This window comes from Novosphingobium sp. BL-S-19, from assembly GCF_055521675.1.
Map to the genome: position 1 here is coordinate 1,097,562 of NZ_CM145498.1, position 17,158 is coordinate 1,114,719.

Genomic DNA, 17,158 nt, shown 5'->3' on the forward strand with positions numbered 1-17,158 from the left:
ACCTGTATGTTGGGAAAGGGTCATGCCGCCGCGTCGAACGGGGCCCAGCGCTCCATGCGCTCAAGGTAGGGGGTGAAGCGCTGGCGCACTGCTGCCGGATCGAGGCCGAAATGGGCTGGATCGGGCTTGCTCATGCGTTCGGCGCTGCTGTTGCTTTCCCACCAGTCCGCCATGGCCTGCGCGAAAGGCGGCGAGACGACTTCGCCCAGCCATTCGTAGAGCGCGCGCACTTCGCCCAACGGGTCCTTGTGCATGGCTCGAAAATGGATGTCGAAGAAGCGGTGGTCGTTGCCCTTTTCGCGAAAGGCGATGGCGCGGTTCATCGCTTCCGACCAGCAGCGCAAGTTGAGCGCGCCAAGGTAGGCCATGTCCACATGGTCGCTGAACTTGCCGATGATGTCGGCATAGACGGTCGCCACCGACAGGATCACGTCGGCCGGATCGCGGTGCGTCATCACGAAGCGCGCGCCCGGGAAGGCCGATGTCAGCGCATCGAGATAGAGCATGTGCGTGGGCGCTTTCAGGCGCCATGGCCGTGCCGGGGCACCCCATTGCAGCAGCTTCAGCACCCGCTTTTCATAAGCGTAAGTGGCGGAAAGATCGGCGTTCAGCAGCCAGTCCGAATAGCGCGGGATCTGCGCGAAGGCCTGGAAGATCTGGCTCTTGAAATCGAGCGCCATCAGGTCCTGGCACTCCATCGCGCCGTCGATTCCCGATGGGGTGCGCTTGCCGTTCTTCAGCAATTCGTCGCCGCTGGTGACGGCGACGCCGCGGCGCGGATCGGGGCCTTCCACTGTCGAAGGCGGCGGGCAGGGCTGCGAGCTTTCCCAGACGCGCAAGTACCGGATCGCCGGATCGCTCGCGAGCAGGAAGGAAAGCGCCGAAGACCCGGTGCGCGGCAGGCTGACGCCGAACAGGGGGGCGACGATCTCTTCCTCGTCGATCTCCGGATGGCGGCGGTACCAGTCCTCCACCAGCAGGCGCTGCTTCAGGTGCAGCACGATGCGTTCGGTCAGCGCGCGTTCGCCCACGGCATTGAGCCGGGCCTCGCGTTCCAGCGAGTCGGCCAGAATTTCCAGCCCTTCGCGGAAGCCGTCCGGGCCGAAGTCGGTCAGGCCGGTCTGGCGTTGCGCTTCCTCGATCAGTTCCCTGTGGTCCTGCATCGCTCATCCCCAACATCGGGTGCCCGGCTTTGGCCGGATCGTTCCGCGAGCGACTATGCGGGCCGGGAGGGGAGCGTGCCAACCGCCGGGGCGATGATGGAAAGGGCTATCCCCGCGCGGCGCGCACGGCTGCGCCGCCCGCGAACGGAGCGATGGCCAGCAGGACAAGGCTGGATGCAGCCGCCAGCGCCAACCCGCTCGGCCCGCCGGAGCCAAGGCTTCCCGCGCCGAAGATCAGGACCGGCACGGCCAGCGGGATCACCAGCAGTCCGCCCAAGGCAGCGCCGCCGCGCAGGCCCGCCGTGAGTGCGGCCACCGTCACGCCCAGCGCGGCAAGGCCGGGCGTTCCCGCCAGCAGGCCCAGTTCCACGGTTCTCAGTGTCGCTCCGTCGATCCCCAGCAGTGCGGCGGCGGGCAGGGCGGCGAGCATGAGGGGCGGGCCGAAGCTGAGCCAGTGGGCCAGCACACGCACCGCCAGCACCATCTCCTCCGAAATGCCGCGCAGCGCCCATTGATCGAACAGCCCGCCCTCGATGTCCGGCTCGACAAGCCGGTCGAGCGGCAGGATCGCCGCCAGCAGCGCGGCCACCCAGATCACGCCGCCGCCGGTTCGCGCCAGCAGAGGCGCGTCGGGGCCAACGGCAAAAGGATAGAGCATCGCCACCGAAAGGAAGAACAGCACCGGCATGGCCGCACCGCCCCCGCGTCCGCCCAGCAGCAGGCGGGCGAGATCGCGCTTGAGCAGGATAACGAGACGTCCGCTCATGCCGCGTGCTCGCCAAGGGCCAGCGTGCGCTTGTGCGTGAGTGTGAAGGGCTGGTGGGAGGCGATCAGGGCAATCCCGCCAGCGGCGCAATGATCGGCCACGAGCGCTTCGGCCAATGCAGCCGCATCGCCGTCCAGCCCGTTCAGCGGCTCATCTAGAAGCCAGATCGCCGCGCGCTGGCGGATCAGGCGGGCGAGGGCGGCACGTTTCTTCTGGCCGGTGGACAGATAACGCACCGGCACGTCCAGCAGGGCGGTCAGGCCAAGCCGATCCAGTTCGCCGTCAGCCGCGCGATCCAGCTTGCGCCAGAACTCCAGCGCGCGGCCAAGCGGCAGGGCGTGATCCAGTGCGTGCCGTTCATCGACAAGGCCGATCAGGCCGTTGGTCTCCACGCGTCCGGCGAATGCGGGGGCAAGGCCGGCGACGATGCGCAGAAGGCTGGATTTGCCGATCCCGTTGCTGCCGGTGACGTGCAGCGCCTCTCCGCCGTCGAGACGCAGCGATAGGCCGCGGAACAGCACCCTGTCGCCACGCCGGCACGCGAGATCTTCGATAGCGATGGATGCCCCTTGCATGAGGCCCGGCGATAGTGGAAAGGCGCGGGACTGCCAAGCGAAGTCAAAACAGGGCCGAAGCCGGCTTAAACAGGGCAGAGGAGCACACAATGTCGATCGCCCGCCTCACCGATGCAGAGTGCACCGCGGTACTGGGCACTTTGCCCGGTTGGACCTTGCGCGAGGATGGCCTGGCCATCGTGCGCACATTGAAATTCCATGATTTCAACGAAGCGTTCGGCTTCATGGCGCGCGTCGCCATCGAGGCGGAAAAGCGCGATCACCATCCCGAATGGTTCAACGTCTACAATCGCGTTGAAATCACTCTGACCACCCACGATGCCGGAGGGCTGAGCCAGCGCGACGTCGCACTGGCCCGCTTTATCGACGGCGTCGCCCCGGCCGCCTGATCGTGGGTGAGGACCGGTTCCTCACGCGGCCGCTTTCGGTCGTGCTCGATTTCGCGCGTTTTGGCGCCGCGCTGCTGGTGGCGGTGGGCCATGCGGTGCAACTGGGCATCTATCGCGGGCCGTTCCCGTTCGGCCTGCGGATGCAGCATTACTGCGTGATCGTGTTCTTCGTGCTTTCCGGCCTTGTGATCAGCACCTCAGTGCTGGGCGGACGGTCCAGCCTACCACGCTATTTCGTCGCGCGCGTCTCCCGCATTCTGCCGGTTGCGATCCCGGCGCTGCTGTTCGCGGTGCTGGCGGCCTATGTCTTCGCCGGGCCCATGCGCGTCTATATCGACAACAGCCCCGATGATCCGCTGGAAGTGGCGACGCGTCTGCTGCCGCCGATGGCGTTCGTCAGTGCCTGGCCGGGAATGCCCGCGCCGGTGTGGAATCCGCCGTATTGGTCGCTCTGCTATGAAGTCTGGTTCTATGCGATCTTCGCGCTGGCGGTGTTCCTGCGCGGCTGGGCGCGGGTGGCGACCGTCGCGGTGGCCTGTTTCACTGCTGGTGGGGCGATCCTGCTGCTGATGCCGGTATGGCTGATGGGCGTGGCGCTGACCCATGCGCCGGTGGCCCGCCGCCTGCCGTCCGTGGCCGCGCCGGTGGTTCTGGCGGCCTGCCTGGGGCTGGCGCTTGCGCTGTTCGAGGTGGACCGCGCGGTGCTCAATCCGCTGCTCAAGGCATGGTGGCCGGGGAAGGCGCAGTGGTCGCAATGGGCCTTCGCGGACTTTGCGATGGGGCTGATCATGGTCCTTGCGCTGACGGCGCTGCGACCGTTGGCGGAGCGCTTTGCGCAACCGATGATGCGGCTAAAGGACATGGCCGGCCTGCTCGCCGGGTTCTCCTTCACGCTCTATCTGTTCCACTGGCCGCTGCTGCAACTGGCCCGCTCCCACGGGCTGGTCGCGGGGCGCAGCCCGGCGGCCTTCGTGGCGCTGCTGGGGCTGGTGGTGGCTGCCAGCGCCCTGATCTCGCTGCTGACCGAGCGCCAGTCGCCCCGGCTGCGGCGCTGGATGGAAGCGCGGATGTTCGCACCGGCGGCCGGCAAAACGGAAGAGCGGGGCGCCTGAATCTACGCTCTAGAGCGCCGGATTGTTGTAGCAGTGCCAGGTGAAGATCGCCGCCGCGCCGCGATGCGGGCGCCACTGTTCCGCCAGTTCGCGGGCTTCCTGTTCGCTGGGCCGCGCATCCAGCGCCAGGATCTTGTGAATACCCGCCTGCACGGCCAGATCGCCGGCGGGCCAGATGTCCGGCCGCCCCTCCGCAAAGAGCAGGTAAATTTCCGCGGACCAGCGGCCGATGCCCTTGATCTGCACCAGCTGGGCGATCGCTTCCTCATCGTCCTTGGGCAGGTTTTCAAGGTCCAGCGTCCCGGCCACCACCAGTTCGCATAGCGAGCGGGCATAGCCCTGCTTCTGCCGCGAAAGGCCGCAGGCGCGCAGCGCGTCGAAATCGGCGGCGAGCAAGGTCTCCGGCGCGATGCCGGTGCCCAGCAATGCCTCCATCCGCGCCCATACCGAAGCTGCCGCCGCCACTGAAACCTGTTGGCCGACGATCGTGCGCAGCAGCGTGGCATAGCCGGTCGCGCGGATTCGCGGCTCAGGATAGCCGGCGCGTTCCAGTGCGCGCGCCATGGCCGGTTCGCGCGCGGCGATTTCGTCCAGCCCAAATTTCAGTGCGTCGGCGCTCAAGCCCATCATGCGTCTTTCTTGCCAAAGGGGGTTGCAGCCTTTAGCAGCCGCAGGCAAAGGCCGGAATGGGCATGTTATGATACATGCTGGATCAGAAAAAGGATGGACGGGAATGCCGCAGATTATTGTCGTCAACCAGTCGGGTGAAGAATCGACCGTCGAGGCCACAGTGGGCCGCACGCTGATGGAAACGATTCGTGACAGCGGCTTTGATGAACTTCTGGCACTGTGCGGCGGTTGCTGCTCCTGCGCGACCTGCCACGTCCACATCGATCCCTCCTTCGCGGACAAGCTGCCGGCGATGAGCGAGGACGAGAACGACCTGCTCGACAGTTCCGACCACCGCAACGAATATTCGCGCCTGTCGTGCCAGGTGCCGATCACCGATGCGCTGGAAGGCTGCAAGGTCACGATCGCGCAGGAAGACTGAGCTCCCGTGAATTTTCCGCCTTCGGGCGGACACGAGAACGGCAGGTTTGCGGATCGCGCAAACCTGCCGTTCTCGTGTCCGGACCATGTGTTGGAGGTGAAAATTCACGCCGACTTTAGCGATCCAAAGCGCAAATCATTTGCGCCGGGGCCTTCGCGTTCCTAGTTGTGCGGGCATGACAGCTCCTGCACCCCAGCGCTCCACCCTCGACCTTATCGGCAATACTCCGCTCGTCCTGCTCAAGGGCCCTAGCGAAGCTGCGGGTTGCGAGATCTGGGGCAAGTGCGAATTCGCCAATCCCGGCGCATCGGTGAAGGACCGCGCGGCCCTGTGGATCGTGCGCGATGCAGAAGCACGCGGCGAGCTGAAGCCCGGCGGCACGGTGATCGAAGGAACTGCGGGCAACACCGGCATCGGCATTGCGCTGGTCTGCAACGCGCTCGGCTACAAGTCCGTGATCGTCATGCCGGATAACCAGTCCAAGGAAAAGATGGACACGCTGCGCGCGCTCGGCGCCCAGCTGGTGACGGTGCCGCCCACGAAGTTCTCGGACCCCAACCACTTCGTCCACACTTCGCGCCGCCTGGCGGCCGAGACGGGAGGGGCGATCTGGGCCAACCAGTTCGACAATATCGCCAACCGCAAGTCGCACATCGAAAGCACCGCGCCGGAAATCTGGCAGCAGATGGACGGCCGGATCGACGGCTTCACTTGCGCGGCGGGTACTGGCGGCACGATCGCCGGCACCGGCATGGGGCTGAAGGCGTTCGATGAGGGCATCACGATCGCGCTCACCGATCCCTACGGCGCCGCGCTGTACAACTATTACGCGCATGGCGAGTTGAAGGCCGAAGGCAATTCGGTGGCCGAGGGCATCGGGCAGGGCCGCATCACCGCCAATCTGGACGGGGCGCCGATCGATACCCAGTTCCGCATTTCCGACGAGGAGGGCCTTGAATGGGTCCGCCGCCTGTTGTCGGAAGAGGGGCTGTGCCTTGGCCTGTCATCCGGTATCAATGTGGCCGGCGCGGTGGAACTGGGCCGCAAGCTGGTGGCCGAAGGAAAGCGCGACGTTCGCGTGGCGACCATCCTGTGCGATACGGGTTTCCGCTACCTCTCCTCGCTCTTCAATCGCGAATGGCTGGAAGCGAAAGGTCTGCCCGTCTTCCCTTGGCTGGCAAGCTGAGGTAAACGGTCTGCCGATGGCAGGGAACATTCCGCCCGATCTGATAGAGCCGGCCGCTGCTCCTCAGCATTTCGTGCCGCCTTCCACGCGCGAACTGCGCGCGCAGGCGGTGCATCGGCTGCAGGTCGGCCTGTTCGGCCTCTGCGCGATGCTGCTGATCGTGGGGCTGGCGAACATCATCATGGATCGTGCGCGGCTGGTGGACGCGGCCGATCCGATCCAGCAGGTCGTCGCCGCCGATGCCAAGCCCAAGCGGCAGGTGGCCGATCCCTTGGCGGATATCGGCGTTGTGCCGGCCGCCGATCCCTCACCGACCCCCAGCGCCACTGGCGACGCCACGGACAGCACCGGAACTGCGCCGCCGGAAGCGCAGTAAGCGGGCCATTGGCGTGAGGCGGGCCGCCGCGCGGCTTGCTGGCGTGTGGTTGGCCGGCGTATGGTTGGCCGTATCCTGTGTGCTGCTTGCGCTGCTGGCCGCCTGCCATCGCGGGGACGATCCATCGCTGCGGGCGCAGCGGATCGGGCTCAGCACCAGTCTTCCCATCCTCTGGGGCGAGAGCGACGATCCGCGCGAATTGCTGGCGGACGGCGCGCCGCGTTCGTGGGCGGCCGGGGCTCTGGCGGAGCAGGGCGAAATCCAGCCTCTGGACAGTCTTGCCGATGCGCAAGGGCGCCTGCCGCTGCCGACGGATGCAGTGCTGGTGATGGCGCAGCCACGCCCGCTGACGCCGCAGGAGAACCTGGCGCTCGATACCTGGGTGCGCGCGGGTGGGCGTTTGCTGCTGTTCGTCGATCCGATGCTCACCCAGCCCTCGCGCTATCCGCTGGGCGATCCGCGGCGGCCGCAGGACATGGCCATGCTGTCCCCGATCCTTGCCCATTGGGGGCTGGAACTGTGGTTCGACCCGGCTGAGCAGGCCGGAGAGCGGGATGTCGCGTTCAAGGCCGGGCCAGAGGAATTGGCTCTGCCGTTGAACCTGCCGGGGCATTTCCGCCTATTGGGGATTTCCGGGGATGGAACATCCGATCGGGGAAATCGCGGGATGGGCCGCAATCCGGGATCCTTGGGGAATTCCGGTGGCGGTTCCGCATCCTGTGCGCTGGAATCGGCGGAAATCCTTGCCGGTTGCCGCATCGGGCGCGGCAGGGTGCTGGCTGTGGCCGATGCGGCGCTATTTGAGGATCCGGGCGGCCCCGCCGGCCCTGTTCCGCGCCGCAAGGCGCTGACCGCGCTGCTTTCCCGGCTGAAAAGTGGGGCCCGGCTGAAAAGTGGGGATTGAGCGGGGCGTTTTGGGGACGATCCGGGATACGTAATTTCCCTGAGTATAATCTATTTAATTTCAATCACTTATGGAGTTAATACCAGGTTAATCCCCGGATCCCCGTGGGTGAGCCGTGCCCCAAATCGGAGAGAATTCCGCGAATTCTTCCCATCGATCCCCAAATTTCCCTTTAATCCCCCGTCTTCCCACTATACATAGGAAGGCAATCGGAATGGCTGAGTCTTGCCGTGCTCCCGCAGGAGGGGGCCGGACCCTGCGGCATTTGCTGCGGCGGGGGCGCTATCGGTCATGCCGGGCGGATCCGGACGTTCCGGGGCGAGTGGCCGCAGAGCGGCTGCAACAGGGCAAGAAGGGGCAGGCGGCATCGTCATGGCGGGGCGGCCATACATATACAACGGACAGGGCTTCTCGCTTCTGCGCGACAAGAACCGGTTCGTGCTGCCCAATGCCTTCCGCCCCACCGTGCGCGAATCGAGCGGCAAGGATCTGCTCTGCCTGACCACCCACGATCGCTGGCCCTGCCTCGTGGGCTTCGGCCTTTCGCGCATCGAGGAGTTCGAGGACGAACTCAAGGAACAGCAGGACCTCGCCATCCGCGCCGGCAAGGAATTCGATGCCGACAAGCGCGCCAGCGACATCTACGCCTCCTACGAAGTGCCGTTCGACGGTTCGGGCCGCTTCGTCCTGCCTGAAGACCTGGCCGCGCTCGCCGGCGTGACCGACCAACTTTATTTCCGCGGCAACGGACGGTTCTTCACCGTCTGGTCGCCCGAGAGCCTGAACGAAATGGATGATAGCTGGAAGGCGGCGCAGACCGCCTGCAAGAGCCTTGCCGCCAAGGATCTGGCGAAAGCAGGCCGCAAATGACCGGATCGCGCACCATTCCAGTGGGCGTGCCCCACGTGCCCGTGCTCCTTGAGGAGGTCGTCGCCGCCCTGAACCCCCAGGGCGGCGACGTCATCGTCGACTGCACGCTGGGCGCGGGCGGCTATACACGCCGCCTGCTCGACGCGGGTGCCACCGTCCATGCGTTCGACCGCGATCCCGACGCGATTGCCGCGATCGAGGAAAACCGGGGAAAATGGCCGGAGCTGGACCTCAGCCCGCCGCGTCTCGTGTTGCACGCCCGCCGGTTCTCCGAAATCGTCGCAGGCCTTGAAGAAGCCGGAGTCACCAGCGTGGACGGCGTCGTCATGGATATCGGCGTATCCTCCATGCAGCTCGATCAGGCGGAGCGAGGCTTCTCGTTCGGTGCCGACGGGCCGCTGGACATGCGCATGAGCCAGGACGGCCGTTCGGCCGCGGATTTCGTGAACGAGGGGGACGAAGCCGAAATCGCCGACGTGCTGTTCCAGTATGGCGAAGAGCGCCAGTCGCGCCGCGTCGCCCGCGCCATCGTGGCCGCGCGTCCGCTGGAAACCACCGGCGATCTGGCCCGTGTGGTGCGCAAGGCCATCGGCTACAACCCGGCCTACAAGGGCAGCAATGCGCCGAAGGACCCGGCGATCCGCACCTTCCAGGCGATCCGCATCCATGTGAACGGCGAACTGGACGAGCTGGAAGAATGCATGGCCGGCTCCGAAACCGTGCTGCGCGAAGGCGGCCGGCTTGCCATCGTCACATTCCACAGTCTGGAAGACCGCATGGCCAAGCGTTTCCTGCGCGATGCGGCGGGGCAGGGGGGTACGACCTCGCGCCACCTGCCGCAAATCGGCGGCGTGCAGCCGACATTCGAAAAGCTTTCCAAGGCCATCCGCCCCGGCGAGGCCGAGCTGGAGGCCAACCCCCGTTCGCGCTCTGCCACGCTTCGCAGCGCCGTGCGTACCCAAGCCCCCCCCAGAACGCAGAAGCGGCAAAAAGACAGGAGTCCGGCATGAACCTCACGCGCGATCGCGTCCATTCGATCGGGTGGATTTCCGTGCTGCTGGTTTGCGGCGCGGCCACGCTTGCGCTCACGCTTCGGGTCAACGCGGTGAAAAGCGAGGTCCACTCGACCGAGAACCGCATCGTGCGCGTGCAGCAGTCGATCAACTTCCTTGAGACCGAGTTCCAGACCCGCTCCAACCAGCAGGCGCTGAACCAGCTCAACGAACTGGAGTTCGGCTACAAGGCGCCATCCGCCGGCCAGTATATCGAAGGCGAGCGCCAGCTTGCCGCGCTGGGCAAGCCGATGGGGCCGGGCGCGCCGCAGCCGATCCGCTATGCCAATGCAGAGCAGGGCGGCAGCGACGCGGCTGAGGAGAAGCAGGGCACCGGCTTGCTGGCGATGGTCTCGCCGGTCGATCCCGCGCACGCGGCAACGCCTTCGGCCACTTCGGGCGCGGGCGCGAAGAACCGCGATCCGGAGCGCGAGGAAATGCTGCGTGATGCCGCCGGTCTCGGCAAGCGTCTGGCGCGCGTCGAAGTGGCGGAGGCTGCCCAGCAGTGAACGCTCCCGCCTTCCCCATGGGCGCGATCCCCACCACGGTATCCACCGGGCGGCGCAAGCTGGTGAACGTACGACAGCGCTCGCTGATCGTCGCCAAGCTGCGCACGCTGTGGATTCTTGGGGTTTTCGCGCTGGTGGGGATGCTGGCACTGACGCGTATCTGCTGGCTGGGCGTTACCGGACCGGGCGGCCGCGATGGCGACCTGTCCGGCCTGCTGGTGCCGAACCGCGGCGAAATCGTGGACCGTAACGGCGTGCCGCTGGCGCGTGAGTTCAATACCTATTCGCTGTGGTTCAACCCCAAGGCGATGAGCGAAGGCTCTGCCCTGATCCACACGCCGCAGCAGGTGGCGGACGGGCTGATCCGCATCTTCCCCGATCTCAATCGCGCCGAACTGATCGGCAAGCTGTCCTCCGACAAGCCCGGCTATCTGCGCAAGTCGATCCTGCCGGAAGACGCCAACAAGGTTCATGCGCTGGGTGAGCCGGCGCTGGAATATCCGATGGAGGCCACCCGCTATTACCCGCAAGGGTCGATGGCGGCATCGGTGCTGGGCTATGTCGATACCTTCGGCAAGGGCCAGGTCGGCATGGAAGAGGCGTTCGACAAGCAATTGACGAGCCCCGAAGGCCGCGCACAACCCTCCGTCCTGTCGATCGACTTCCGCGTGCAGAGCGCGCTGGAAGACGAACTGGCGCGCGGCATGGCGCTCAGCAAGGCGAAGGGCGCGGCGGGCGTCATCCTCGATGTCGATTCGGGTGAGATCCTCGCGCTGGCATCGCTGCCCTCGTTCGATCCCAATCATGTCCAGCCTTCGGACCTGATGATCACGCCGGAACAGGCCGCGCAGGGCGATGTGCCGCACGGCTTCAACCGCGTGACCAACCAGGTCTACGAACTGGGTTCGACCTTCAAGCCGATCACCGTCGCCGCCGCGCTCGATGCAGGCACGATCACCGATCTGCGTCGCCGCTGGCCGGCATCGCCGCTGCATGTGGCGGGCTTCACGATCCACGACCTGCACAACTACGGCAGTTCGCTGAACGTGCTGGAAACGCTGATCCACTCATCGAACGTCGTCACCGCGCAGATTGCCGACGAACTGGGCGGCGTGCGGCTGAAGAAGACGATGGAATCGCTCGGCATGAACGAGCGTCCTTATGTCGAGCTGCCGGCGCGCGGTTTCCCGCTCTGGCCGCGTGGCGAATGGCCGCGCCTGCGCACGATGACGGTGTCCTACGGCCACGGCATCGCGGTGACGCCTCTGCACCTTGCCTCGGCCTATGCGGCGCTGGTCAATGGCGGCATCTGGCGCCCGGCGACGCTGAAGAAGCTGGACGCATCGCAGGTTCCGCAAGGGCGCCGCGTGTTCACCGCCGCCACCAGCGCGCGTATCCGCCAGCTTCTGCGCATGATCGTATCCTACGGCACCGGTCGCAAGGCCGACGCGCCCGGTTTTCGCGTGGGCGGCAAGACCGGCTCGGCCGAAAAGCCGGGTGCGGGTGGTTATCGCCACCACTCGCTGATTGCCACCTTTGCCGCCGCCTTCCCGATGGACCGCCCGCGCTACGTCGTCATTTCCATGATGGACGAGCCGCAGGCGACCGAGGCGACCTCGTTCCAGCGCACCGCCGCCTGGAACGCCGCGCCGGTGATTGCGCGCGTGATCCCCCGTATCGGGCCTCTGCTCGGCATCATGCCGGACGAGACCCGCGATATCGACGTTTCCGACCTCAAGCCGCTGATTCCGGCTGGTGGTGCTGAAGAGTGAGCCCTGACGAATGAAGCTGAATGCCCTCTGCGCTGCTGCTGACATTGCTGCCCCGGCAGGCGCGGATGTGAACGTGACCGGATTTGCCATCGATCACCGCAAGGTCGCGCCGGGAACCGTGTTCGGCGCCTTCAAGGGCGCGAAGTTCAATGGCGAGGACTACATCGCTGCTGCGATCGAGGCTGGCGCCGTGGCCATCGTCGCCAGCCCTGATGCCAAAGTAGAAGGCGCTGTCCACTTCGCCGCCGACGAGCCGCGCCACTTGTTCGCGCGCCTTGCCGCGCCGTTCTATCAGCCGGTGCCCGAAACGCTGGTGGCCGTCACCGGCACCAACGGCAAGACCTCTACCGTCGAACTGACCCGCCAGATTTGGCGCATGGCCGGCCAGCGCGCCGCCTCCATCGGCACCTTGGGCGTCACCACCAGCGACGAGACGGTTTCGACCGGCCTGACCACGCCCGATATCGTCACGTTCCTGGCGAACCTGACCGGTTTGGCGCGCGAAGGCGTGACTCATGTGGCCTATGAAGCGTCGAGCCACGGCCTTTCGCAATTCCGCATCGAAGGGCCGCGCGTGGCGGCGGGTGCCTTCACCAACCTGTCGCGCGATCACCTCGATTACCATGCCGACATGGACGACTATTTCGCGGCCAAGATGCGCCTGTTCGACGAAGTGGTCGTTGATGGCGGCACCGCCGTGATCTGGGCCGACGATGAATGGTCGGCCAAGGCGATTGCCCAAGCCGAAAAGCGCGGGCTCAAGACTTTCACCGTGGGTGCCAATGGCACCAGCATCCGCCTCTCGGGTCGCACGCCGGGCGGACTCGGCCAGAAGCTGGAGCTCGAGCATGACGGGAAATCCCGCGTGCTCGAGCTGCCGCTTATCGGGGCCTATCAGGCAGCCAACGCGTTGGTCGCGGCAGGGCTGGTGCTGGCGACGGGCGGCGATGCCCACACGACTTTCGATGCGCTGAAGCGCCTTGTTACCGTGCGCGGACGGCTTGAGCGCGCGGCAATCTCTCCGGTTGGCGCGCCGGTCTATGTCGACTATGCGCACACACCCGATGCGCTGGAGGCGGCGATTGCCGCGCTTCGGCCGCATGTTGAAGGACGCCTGATCGTGGTGTTCGGCGCCGGTGGCGATCGCGATCAGGGCAAGCGCCCCGAAATGGGCAAGGTGGCGGCAGAGGGGGCAGACCTCGCCATCGTCACCGACGACAACCCGCGCGGCGAAGACCCCGCCGCGATCCGTGCCATGGTGCTTGCCGGCATGGACGGAAAGGGACGCGAAATCGGCGACCGGCGCGAGGCTATCCGCGCGGCGGTGGCCGAAGCCAAGCGCGGGGACATCGTCCTCGTCGCCGGCAAGGGGCACGAACAGGGGCAAATCATCGGCAGCGGCGACAGCGTTCGCGTGCTGCCATTCGACGACGTTACCGTTGCCAGGGAAATGGCCGGTACGGTTGGAAGGTAGGAATGCCATGAACGCTCACGCCCGGATTCTCGAATGGCCCGCTGACGCCGCCGAGGACTTGACCCAAGCATTGTGGGATTCGGCCACACTCGCGCGGGTGATGCAGGGCAAGGCAAGTGGTGACTTCACCGTGTCCGGCGTCGAGATCGACAGCCGCGACGTCCAGCCCGGCGACTTGTTCTTTGCCCTGAAGGGTGAGGCGATGGACGGCCATCGCTTCGTGGAAGGCGCATTCGCCAAGGGCGCCGCCGCCGTCGTGGTGGATCGTCCGATCGATGGCCCGCACATCCTGGTCGAGAACACGACCGAGGCGCTGGAGCGGCTGGGCGCGGCATCGCGGGCCCGTGCGCGCGGCCCGATCATCGGCGTTACCGGATCGGTGGGCAAGACCGGCGTAAAGGAAGCGATCTTCGACGCGCTGGACCGTGCGAGCCGCGGCGATGCGCACCGATCGGTGAAGAGCTACAACAACCACGTCGGCGTGCCGCTCAGCCTTGCGCGTATGCCCTCTCGCGCGCGTTTCGGCATTTTCGAGATGGGTATGAACCACGCTGGCGAGATCGCCGCGCTGACCCGTCAGGTGCGGCCGAACGTTGCCGTCATCACCACCATCGCGCCCGCGCATATCGAGATGCTGGGATCGATGGAGGCCATCGCCGACGCCAAGGCCGAGATTTTCGAGGGGCTCGAACCCGGCGGCGTGGCTGTGATTCCGGCGGACAGCCCCTATTTCCATCGCCTGAAGGAAGCGGCCGAGGCGCTGGGCTTCGAAGTCGTCTCGTTCGGCAAGGCGGCCGATGCCGGGGTGCGCCTGCTCGATACCGTGCCGGCCATCGGCGGCGGTTCGCTGGTGACGGTGGACATGCGCGATCGGCGCGTCTGCTACACTGTGGCCGCGCCGGGCGAGCATCACGTGATCAATTCTCTCGCGGTCATGGCCGCGGTGCGCGCGGTCAAGGGGGACCTCGGCGCCGCTGGCGTGGCGCTCGCCGAAATGGGCGGGTTGCCGGGACGCGGCGCGCGGCTCCAGATCGACGTTCCGGGTGGGGAGCCCGACGCCGAGGGCCGCCGCCGCGCCTTGCTCATTGACGAAAGTTATAATGCCAACCCCGCTTCCATGCGGGCAACGCTGGAACAGCTTGGCCGCACCGCCGCCACGCGCCGGATCGCGGTGCTGGGTTCGATGAAGGAACTGGGCGCGCATGGTCCCGCCTTCCACGCCGAACTGGCCGCGCCGCTCGCCGCCGCCAAGGTAGATTACGCGGTTCTGGTGGGTGACGAGATGAGCCCGCTGGTCGATGTGCTTGCGAATGCGTCGGAATCCCCGGGATCGGGGAAAACGGGCAGCGTTCCGCTTGGCAAGCGCGTGCCCTTCGCGCATTGCCTGACTGTGCGGGAAGCCGTCGATGCGCTGCGCGCGTTCGGGCTGGAGCAGGGCGATGTGATCCTGGTCAAGGGCTCGAACTCGGTTGGCTTGGCTTCTCTGGTAACGGAACTCGGTAAACAGGAAGGGTAGGGGGGCTCCCCCGCAAGATGCTGTATCTGATCGCAGAATGGTTCCACTTCGAGGGACTGTCCAACCTCTTCCGCTACCAATCCTTCCGTTCCGGCGCTGCGCTGATGACGGCGCTGGGCATCGGCCTGCTGATCGGGCCGCGCTTCATCAACATGCTGCGCGTGCGCCAGGGCAAAGGACAGCCGATCCGCGAGGACGGCCCGCAGAGCCATCTGGCCAAGCGCGGCACGCCGACCATGGGCGGGTTGATGATCCTGACCGCGCTGGTCGCGTCGATGATCCTGTTCATGGATGTGACCAACCCGTTCGTCTGGGCCTGCATCGCCGTTACCGTGGGCTTCGGAATCATCGGTTTCCTCGACGATTACGACAAGGTTTCCAAGCGCAGCACCGCCGGGCTTTCCAGCAAGCTGCGGCTGGGGCTGGAGTTCGTGGTGGCGGGCATCGCCGCCTACATCATCGTCAGCCAGCTCAACACGAACCTCTACGTGCCTTTCCTTTCGGGCCGCTACATTCCGCTCGGGCCGTTCTACTACGTCTTCGCTGCCTTCGTGATCGTGGGCGCGGGCAACGCAGTGAACCTGACCGACGGTTTGGACGGGCTGGCGACGATGCCGGTCATCATCGCGGCGGGCACATTCGCGATCATCTGCTACCTCGCCGGCCGCGTCGACTACGCCAACTATCTGGGCATTCCCCACGTGCCGCGCGCGGGTGAGCTTGCGGTGTTCTGCGCGGGCATCATCGGCGCCTGCCTGGCCTTCCTGTGGTTCAACGCGCCGCCCGCCGCCGTATTCATGGGCGATACCGGCAGCCTCGCGCTCGGCGGCGCACTCGGTTGCATCGCCGTTGCCGCGCATCATGAAATCGTGCTGGCCATCGTTGGCGGCCTCTTCGTGCTGGAAGCGGCATCGGTCATCATTCAGGTTTTTTGGTTCAAACGTACCGGGCGCCGTGTGTTCCGCATGGCGCCGATCCATCACCACTTCGAACAGAAGGGCTGGAAGGAATCGACCGTCGTCATCCGCTTCTGGATTATCTCGATCGTCCTTGCGGTGATCGGGCTGTCCACGCTCAAGCTGCGATAAGCGCGTGATCGTCTCTCCCGCCTTCGCCGGAAAGCGTTACGCGGTCCTCGGCCTTGCGCGCTCGGGCCTTGCTGCCGTGGAAACGCTGCTCGCCAGCGGCGCGCACGTCATGGCCTGGGATTCGCGCGATGAGCCGCGCCAGCAGATGGCCGGCCGCGTGGAACTGGCCGATCCGGTGACCGCCGATCTCACCGGCTATGACGGTGTGATCGTCTCGCCCGGCGTTCCGCTCAACACCCATCCCATCGCCGAAGCCGCGCGCCGCTATGGCGTTCCTGTGATCGGCGATATCGAGCTCTTCGCGCTGGCCCGCGAAAGCCTGCCCGCGCACCGCGTGGTGGGCATCACCGGCACCAACGGCAAGTCGACAACGACCTCGCTGGTCCAGCACCTGCTGAAGTCGGCCGGTGTCGAGGCACGTGTCGGCGGCAACATCGGCGTGCCGGTGCTTTCCGCCAAACCGCTGCCGGAGGGCGGCGTCTATGTGCTCGAACTGTCGAGCTACCAGATCGACCTCACCCGCAGCCTAGACTGCGATGTGGCCGCGCTGCTGAACATCACCCCCGATCACCTCGATCGGTACGAGAACTTTGCCGCCTATGCTGCCTCCAAGGCGCGGCTGTTCGAAATGCAAAGCGCGAACCGCCCCGCCGTGTTCGGCAAGGGCGATGTCGAGACCGCCGATATCGCCGCCGTCGAGACCGCGCGCCGCGAACCCGGTGTCGTGCGCGAGGTGGACGGGCATGAACTTGCGGCGCTGCAGAAGAACTGGCCCTCGCTGCAAGGCCCGCACAATCTGCAGAACGCTGCCGTTGCTGTCGCCATTGTCGAGGCGCTGGGCATTCCGGCCGCCAAGTGGAAGCCCGCGCTGCGCAAGTTCCGGGGCCTGCCGCACCGCATGGAGCGCGTGGCGGAGGCGAACGGTGTCGTCTACATCAACGATTCCAAGGCCACCAACCCCGCCTCGGCCGCGCCGGCCATTGCTGCGTTTCCGCCCGATCCGAACCCGCGCATCCACTGGATCCTCGGCGGTCTGCCCAAGGGCGACGACCTTGACGAGTGTGCTCCGTTCTTCGGCAATATCGCCGCCGCCTACACCATTGGCGATGCCGGCCCGCGCTTTGCCGAAATCCTTGCGCCCTACACGCGCGTCCACCGCAGCGAGATGATGGCAGAGGCCATCCGCGAAGCCATGGCCGAAGCCGTCCCCGGCGATATCGTCATGCTCTCCCCCGCCTGCGCCAGCTTCGACCAGTTCCGCGATTACGAAGCGCGCGGGCTGGCCTTCCGTCAGATCGTCGAGGCTCTGCTGGAAACGCAGGGCGAAGCGGCGGCCGCAGGGGAGAAGCACTAGG

17 protein-coding genes and 1 pseudogene are annotated in these 17,158 nt (G+C 66.2%); 14 read left to right on the forward strand and 4 right to left on the reverse strand.

Annotated features, from left to right (window positions below):
* Window positions 1-20: 20 nt before the first annotated feature.
* The 3 genes from ACZ1JV_RS13530 to ccmA form a co-directional block, all read right to left on the reverse strand.
* Window positions 21-1,163, reverse strand: a complete 1,143-nt coding sequence (locus ACZ1JV_RS13530) for a sulfotransferase family protein (RefSeq protein ID WP_465151952.1) — start codon at window positions 1,161-1,163, stop codon at window positions 21-23.
* A gap of 106 nt (window positions 1,164-1,269) precedes the next feature.
* Complete coding sequence (locus ACZ1JV_RS13535; protein ID WP_465151953.1) at window positions 1,270-1,929, reverse strand: heme exporter protein CcmB; 660 nt, start codon at window positions 1,927-1,929, stop codon at window positions 1,270-1,272.
* The gene (gene ccmA / locus ACZ1JV_RS13540; protein ID WP_465151954.1) at window positions 1,926-2,504 is read right to left on the reverse strand and encodes a heme ABC exporter ATP-binding protein CcmA; all 579 of its coding nucleotides are present in this window, start codon (window positions 2,502-2,504) and stop codon (window positions 1,926-1,928) included. Before ccmA ends, ACZ1JV_RS13535 begins: the two co-directional genes overlap by 4 nt.
* A gap of 80 nt (window positions 2,505-2,584) precedes the next feature.
* On the opposite strand from ccmA, the pseudogene ACZ1JV_RS13545 reads away from it, so the two are divergent.
* Both ACZ1JV_RS13545 and ACZ1JV_RS13550 read left to right on the forward strand, forming a co-directional pair.
* Window positions 2,585-2,893: pseudogene (locus ACZ1JV_RS13545) on the forward strand (4a-hydroxytetrahydrobiopterin dehydratase); the annotation flags it as partial.
* Window positions 2,894-2,895: 2 nt separating this feature from the next.
* The gene (locus ACZ1JV_RS13550) at window positions 2,896-4,005 is read left to right on the forward strand and encodes an acyltransferase family protein (RefSeq protein ID WP_465151955.1); all 1,110 of its coding nucleotides are present in this window, start codon (window positions 2,896-2,898) and stop codon (window positions 4,003-4,005) included.
* A 9-nt stretch (window positions 4,006-4,014) separates the two neighbouring features.
* Here the strand turns inward: ACZ1JV_RS13550 and ACZ1JV_RS13555 are convergent, their stop codons facing one another.
* Window positions 4,015-4,632, reverse strand: a complete 618-nt coding sequence (locus ACZ1JV_RS13555) for a DNA-3-methyladenine glycosylase family protein (protein ID WP_465152568.1) — start codon at window positions 4,630-4,632, stop codon at window positions 4,015-4,017.
* Window positions 4,633-4,738: 106 nt separating this feature from the next.
* Here ACZ1JV_RS13555 and ACZ1JV_RS13560 point away from each other — a divergent pair, with 106 nt between their 5' ends.
* From ACZ1JV_RS13560 to murD, 12 genes are all read left to right on the forward strand, one after another.
* Window positions 4,739-5,056, forward strand: a complete 318-nt coding sequence (locus ACZ1JV_RS13560; RefSeq protein ID WP_465137638.1) for a 2Fe-2S iron-sulfur cluster-binding protein — start codon at window positions 4,739-4,741, stop codon at window positions 5,054-5,056.
* A gap of 175 nt (window positions 5,057-5,231) precedes the next feature.
* Entirely contained in the window at window positions 5,232-6,242 is a 1,011-nt protein-coding gene (locus ACZ1JV_RS13565) for a cysteine synthase A (protein WP_465151956.1), read from the forward strand.
* A gap of 16 nt (window positions 6,243-6,258) precedes the next feature.
* Entirely contained in the window at window positions 6,259-6,618 is a 360-nt protein-coding gene (locus ACZ1JV_RS13570; RefSeq protein ID WP_465151957.1) for a hypothetical protein, read from the forward strand.
* A gap of 13 nt (window positions 6,619-6,631) precedes the next feature.
* Complete coding sequence (locus ACZ1JV_RS13575; protein ID WP_465151958.1) at window positions 6,632-7,522, forward strand: Gldg family protein; 891 nt, start codon at window positions 6,632-6,634, stop codon at window positions 7,520-7,522.
* Window positions 7,523-7,894: 372 nt separating this feature from the next.
* Window positions 7,895-8,392 carry a division/cell wall cluster transcriptional repressor MraZ gene (locus ACZ1JV_RS13580; RefSeq protein WP_465137642.1) on the forward strand — a complete coding sequence of 166 codons (498 nt, stop codon included), beginning with the start codon at window positions 7,895-7,897 and terminating at the stop codon, window positions 8,390-8,392.
* Window positions 8,389-9,402 carry a 16S rRNA (cytosine(1402)-N(4))-methyltransferase RsmH gene (rsmH, locus tag ACZ1JV_RS13585; protein WP_465151959.1) on the forward strand — a complete coding sequence of 338 codons (1,014 nt, stop codon included), beginning with the start codon at window positions 8,389-8,391 and terminating at the stop codon, window positions 9,400-9,402. The genes ACZ1JV_RS13580 and rsmH overlap by 4 nt, the downstream gene beginning before the upstream one ends.
* The gene (locus ACZ1JV_RS13590; RefSeq protein WP_465151960.1) at window positions 9,399-9,953 is read left to right on the forward strand and encodes a hypothetical protein; all 555 of its coding nucleotides are present in this window, start codon (window positions 9,399-9,401) and stop codon (window positions 9,951-9,953) included. Before rsmH ends, ACZ1JV_RS13590 begins: the two co-directional genes overlap by 4 nt.
* A gap of 17 nt (window positions 9,954-9,970) precedes the next feature.
* Window positions 9,971-11,725: a peptidoglycan D,D-transpeptidase FtsI family protein gene (locus ACZ1JV_RS13595; RefSeq protein ID WP_465152569.1), complete on the forward strand. Its 1,755-nt coding sequence runs from the start codon at window positions 9,971-9,973 to the stop codon at window positions 11,723-11,725.
* A gap of 10 nt (window positions 11,726-11,735) precedes the next feature.
* Window positions 11,736-13,199 (forward strand): UDP-N-acetylmuramoyl-L-alanyl-D-glutamate--2,6-diaminopimelate ligase, encoded by a 1,464-nt coding sequence (locus tag ACZ1JV_RS13600; protein WP_465151961.1) that lies wholly within the window; start codon window positions 11,736-11,738, stop codon window positions 13,197-13,199.
* A gap of 7 nt (window positions 13,200-13,206) precedes the next feature.
* Window positions 13,207-14,715 (forward strand): UDP-N-acetylmuramoyl-tripeptide--D-alanyl-D-alanine ligase, encoded by a 1,509-nt coding sequence (locus ACZ1JV_RS13605; RefSeq protein ID WP_465151962.1) that lies wholly within the window; start codon window positions 13,207-13,209, stop codon window positions 14,713-14,715.
* Between the two features lie 17 nt (window positions 14,716-14,732).
* Complete coding sequence (gene mraY, locus ACZ1JV_RS13610; protein WP_465151963.1) at window positions 14,733-15,803, forward strand: phospho-N-acetylmuramoyl-pentapeptide-transferase; 1,071 nt, start codon at window positions 14,733-14,735, stop codon at window positions 15,801-15,803.
* 4 nt (window positions 15,804-15,807) lie between these two features.
* The gene (gene murD, locus ACZ1JV_RS13615) at window positions 15,808-17,157 is read left to right on the forward strand and encodes a UDP-N-acetylmuramoyl-L-alanine--D-glutamate ligase (protein WP_465151964.1); all 1,350 of its coding nucleotides are present in this window, start codon (window positions 15,808-15,810) and stop codon (window positions 17,155-17,157) included.
* Window position 17,158 lies beyond the last annotated feature (1 nt).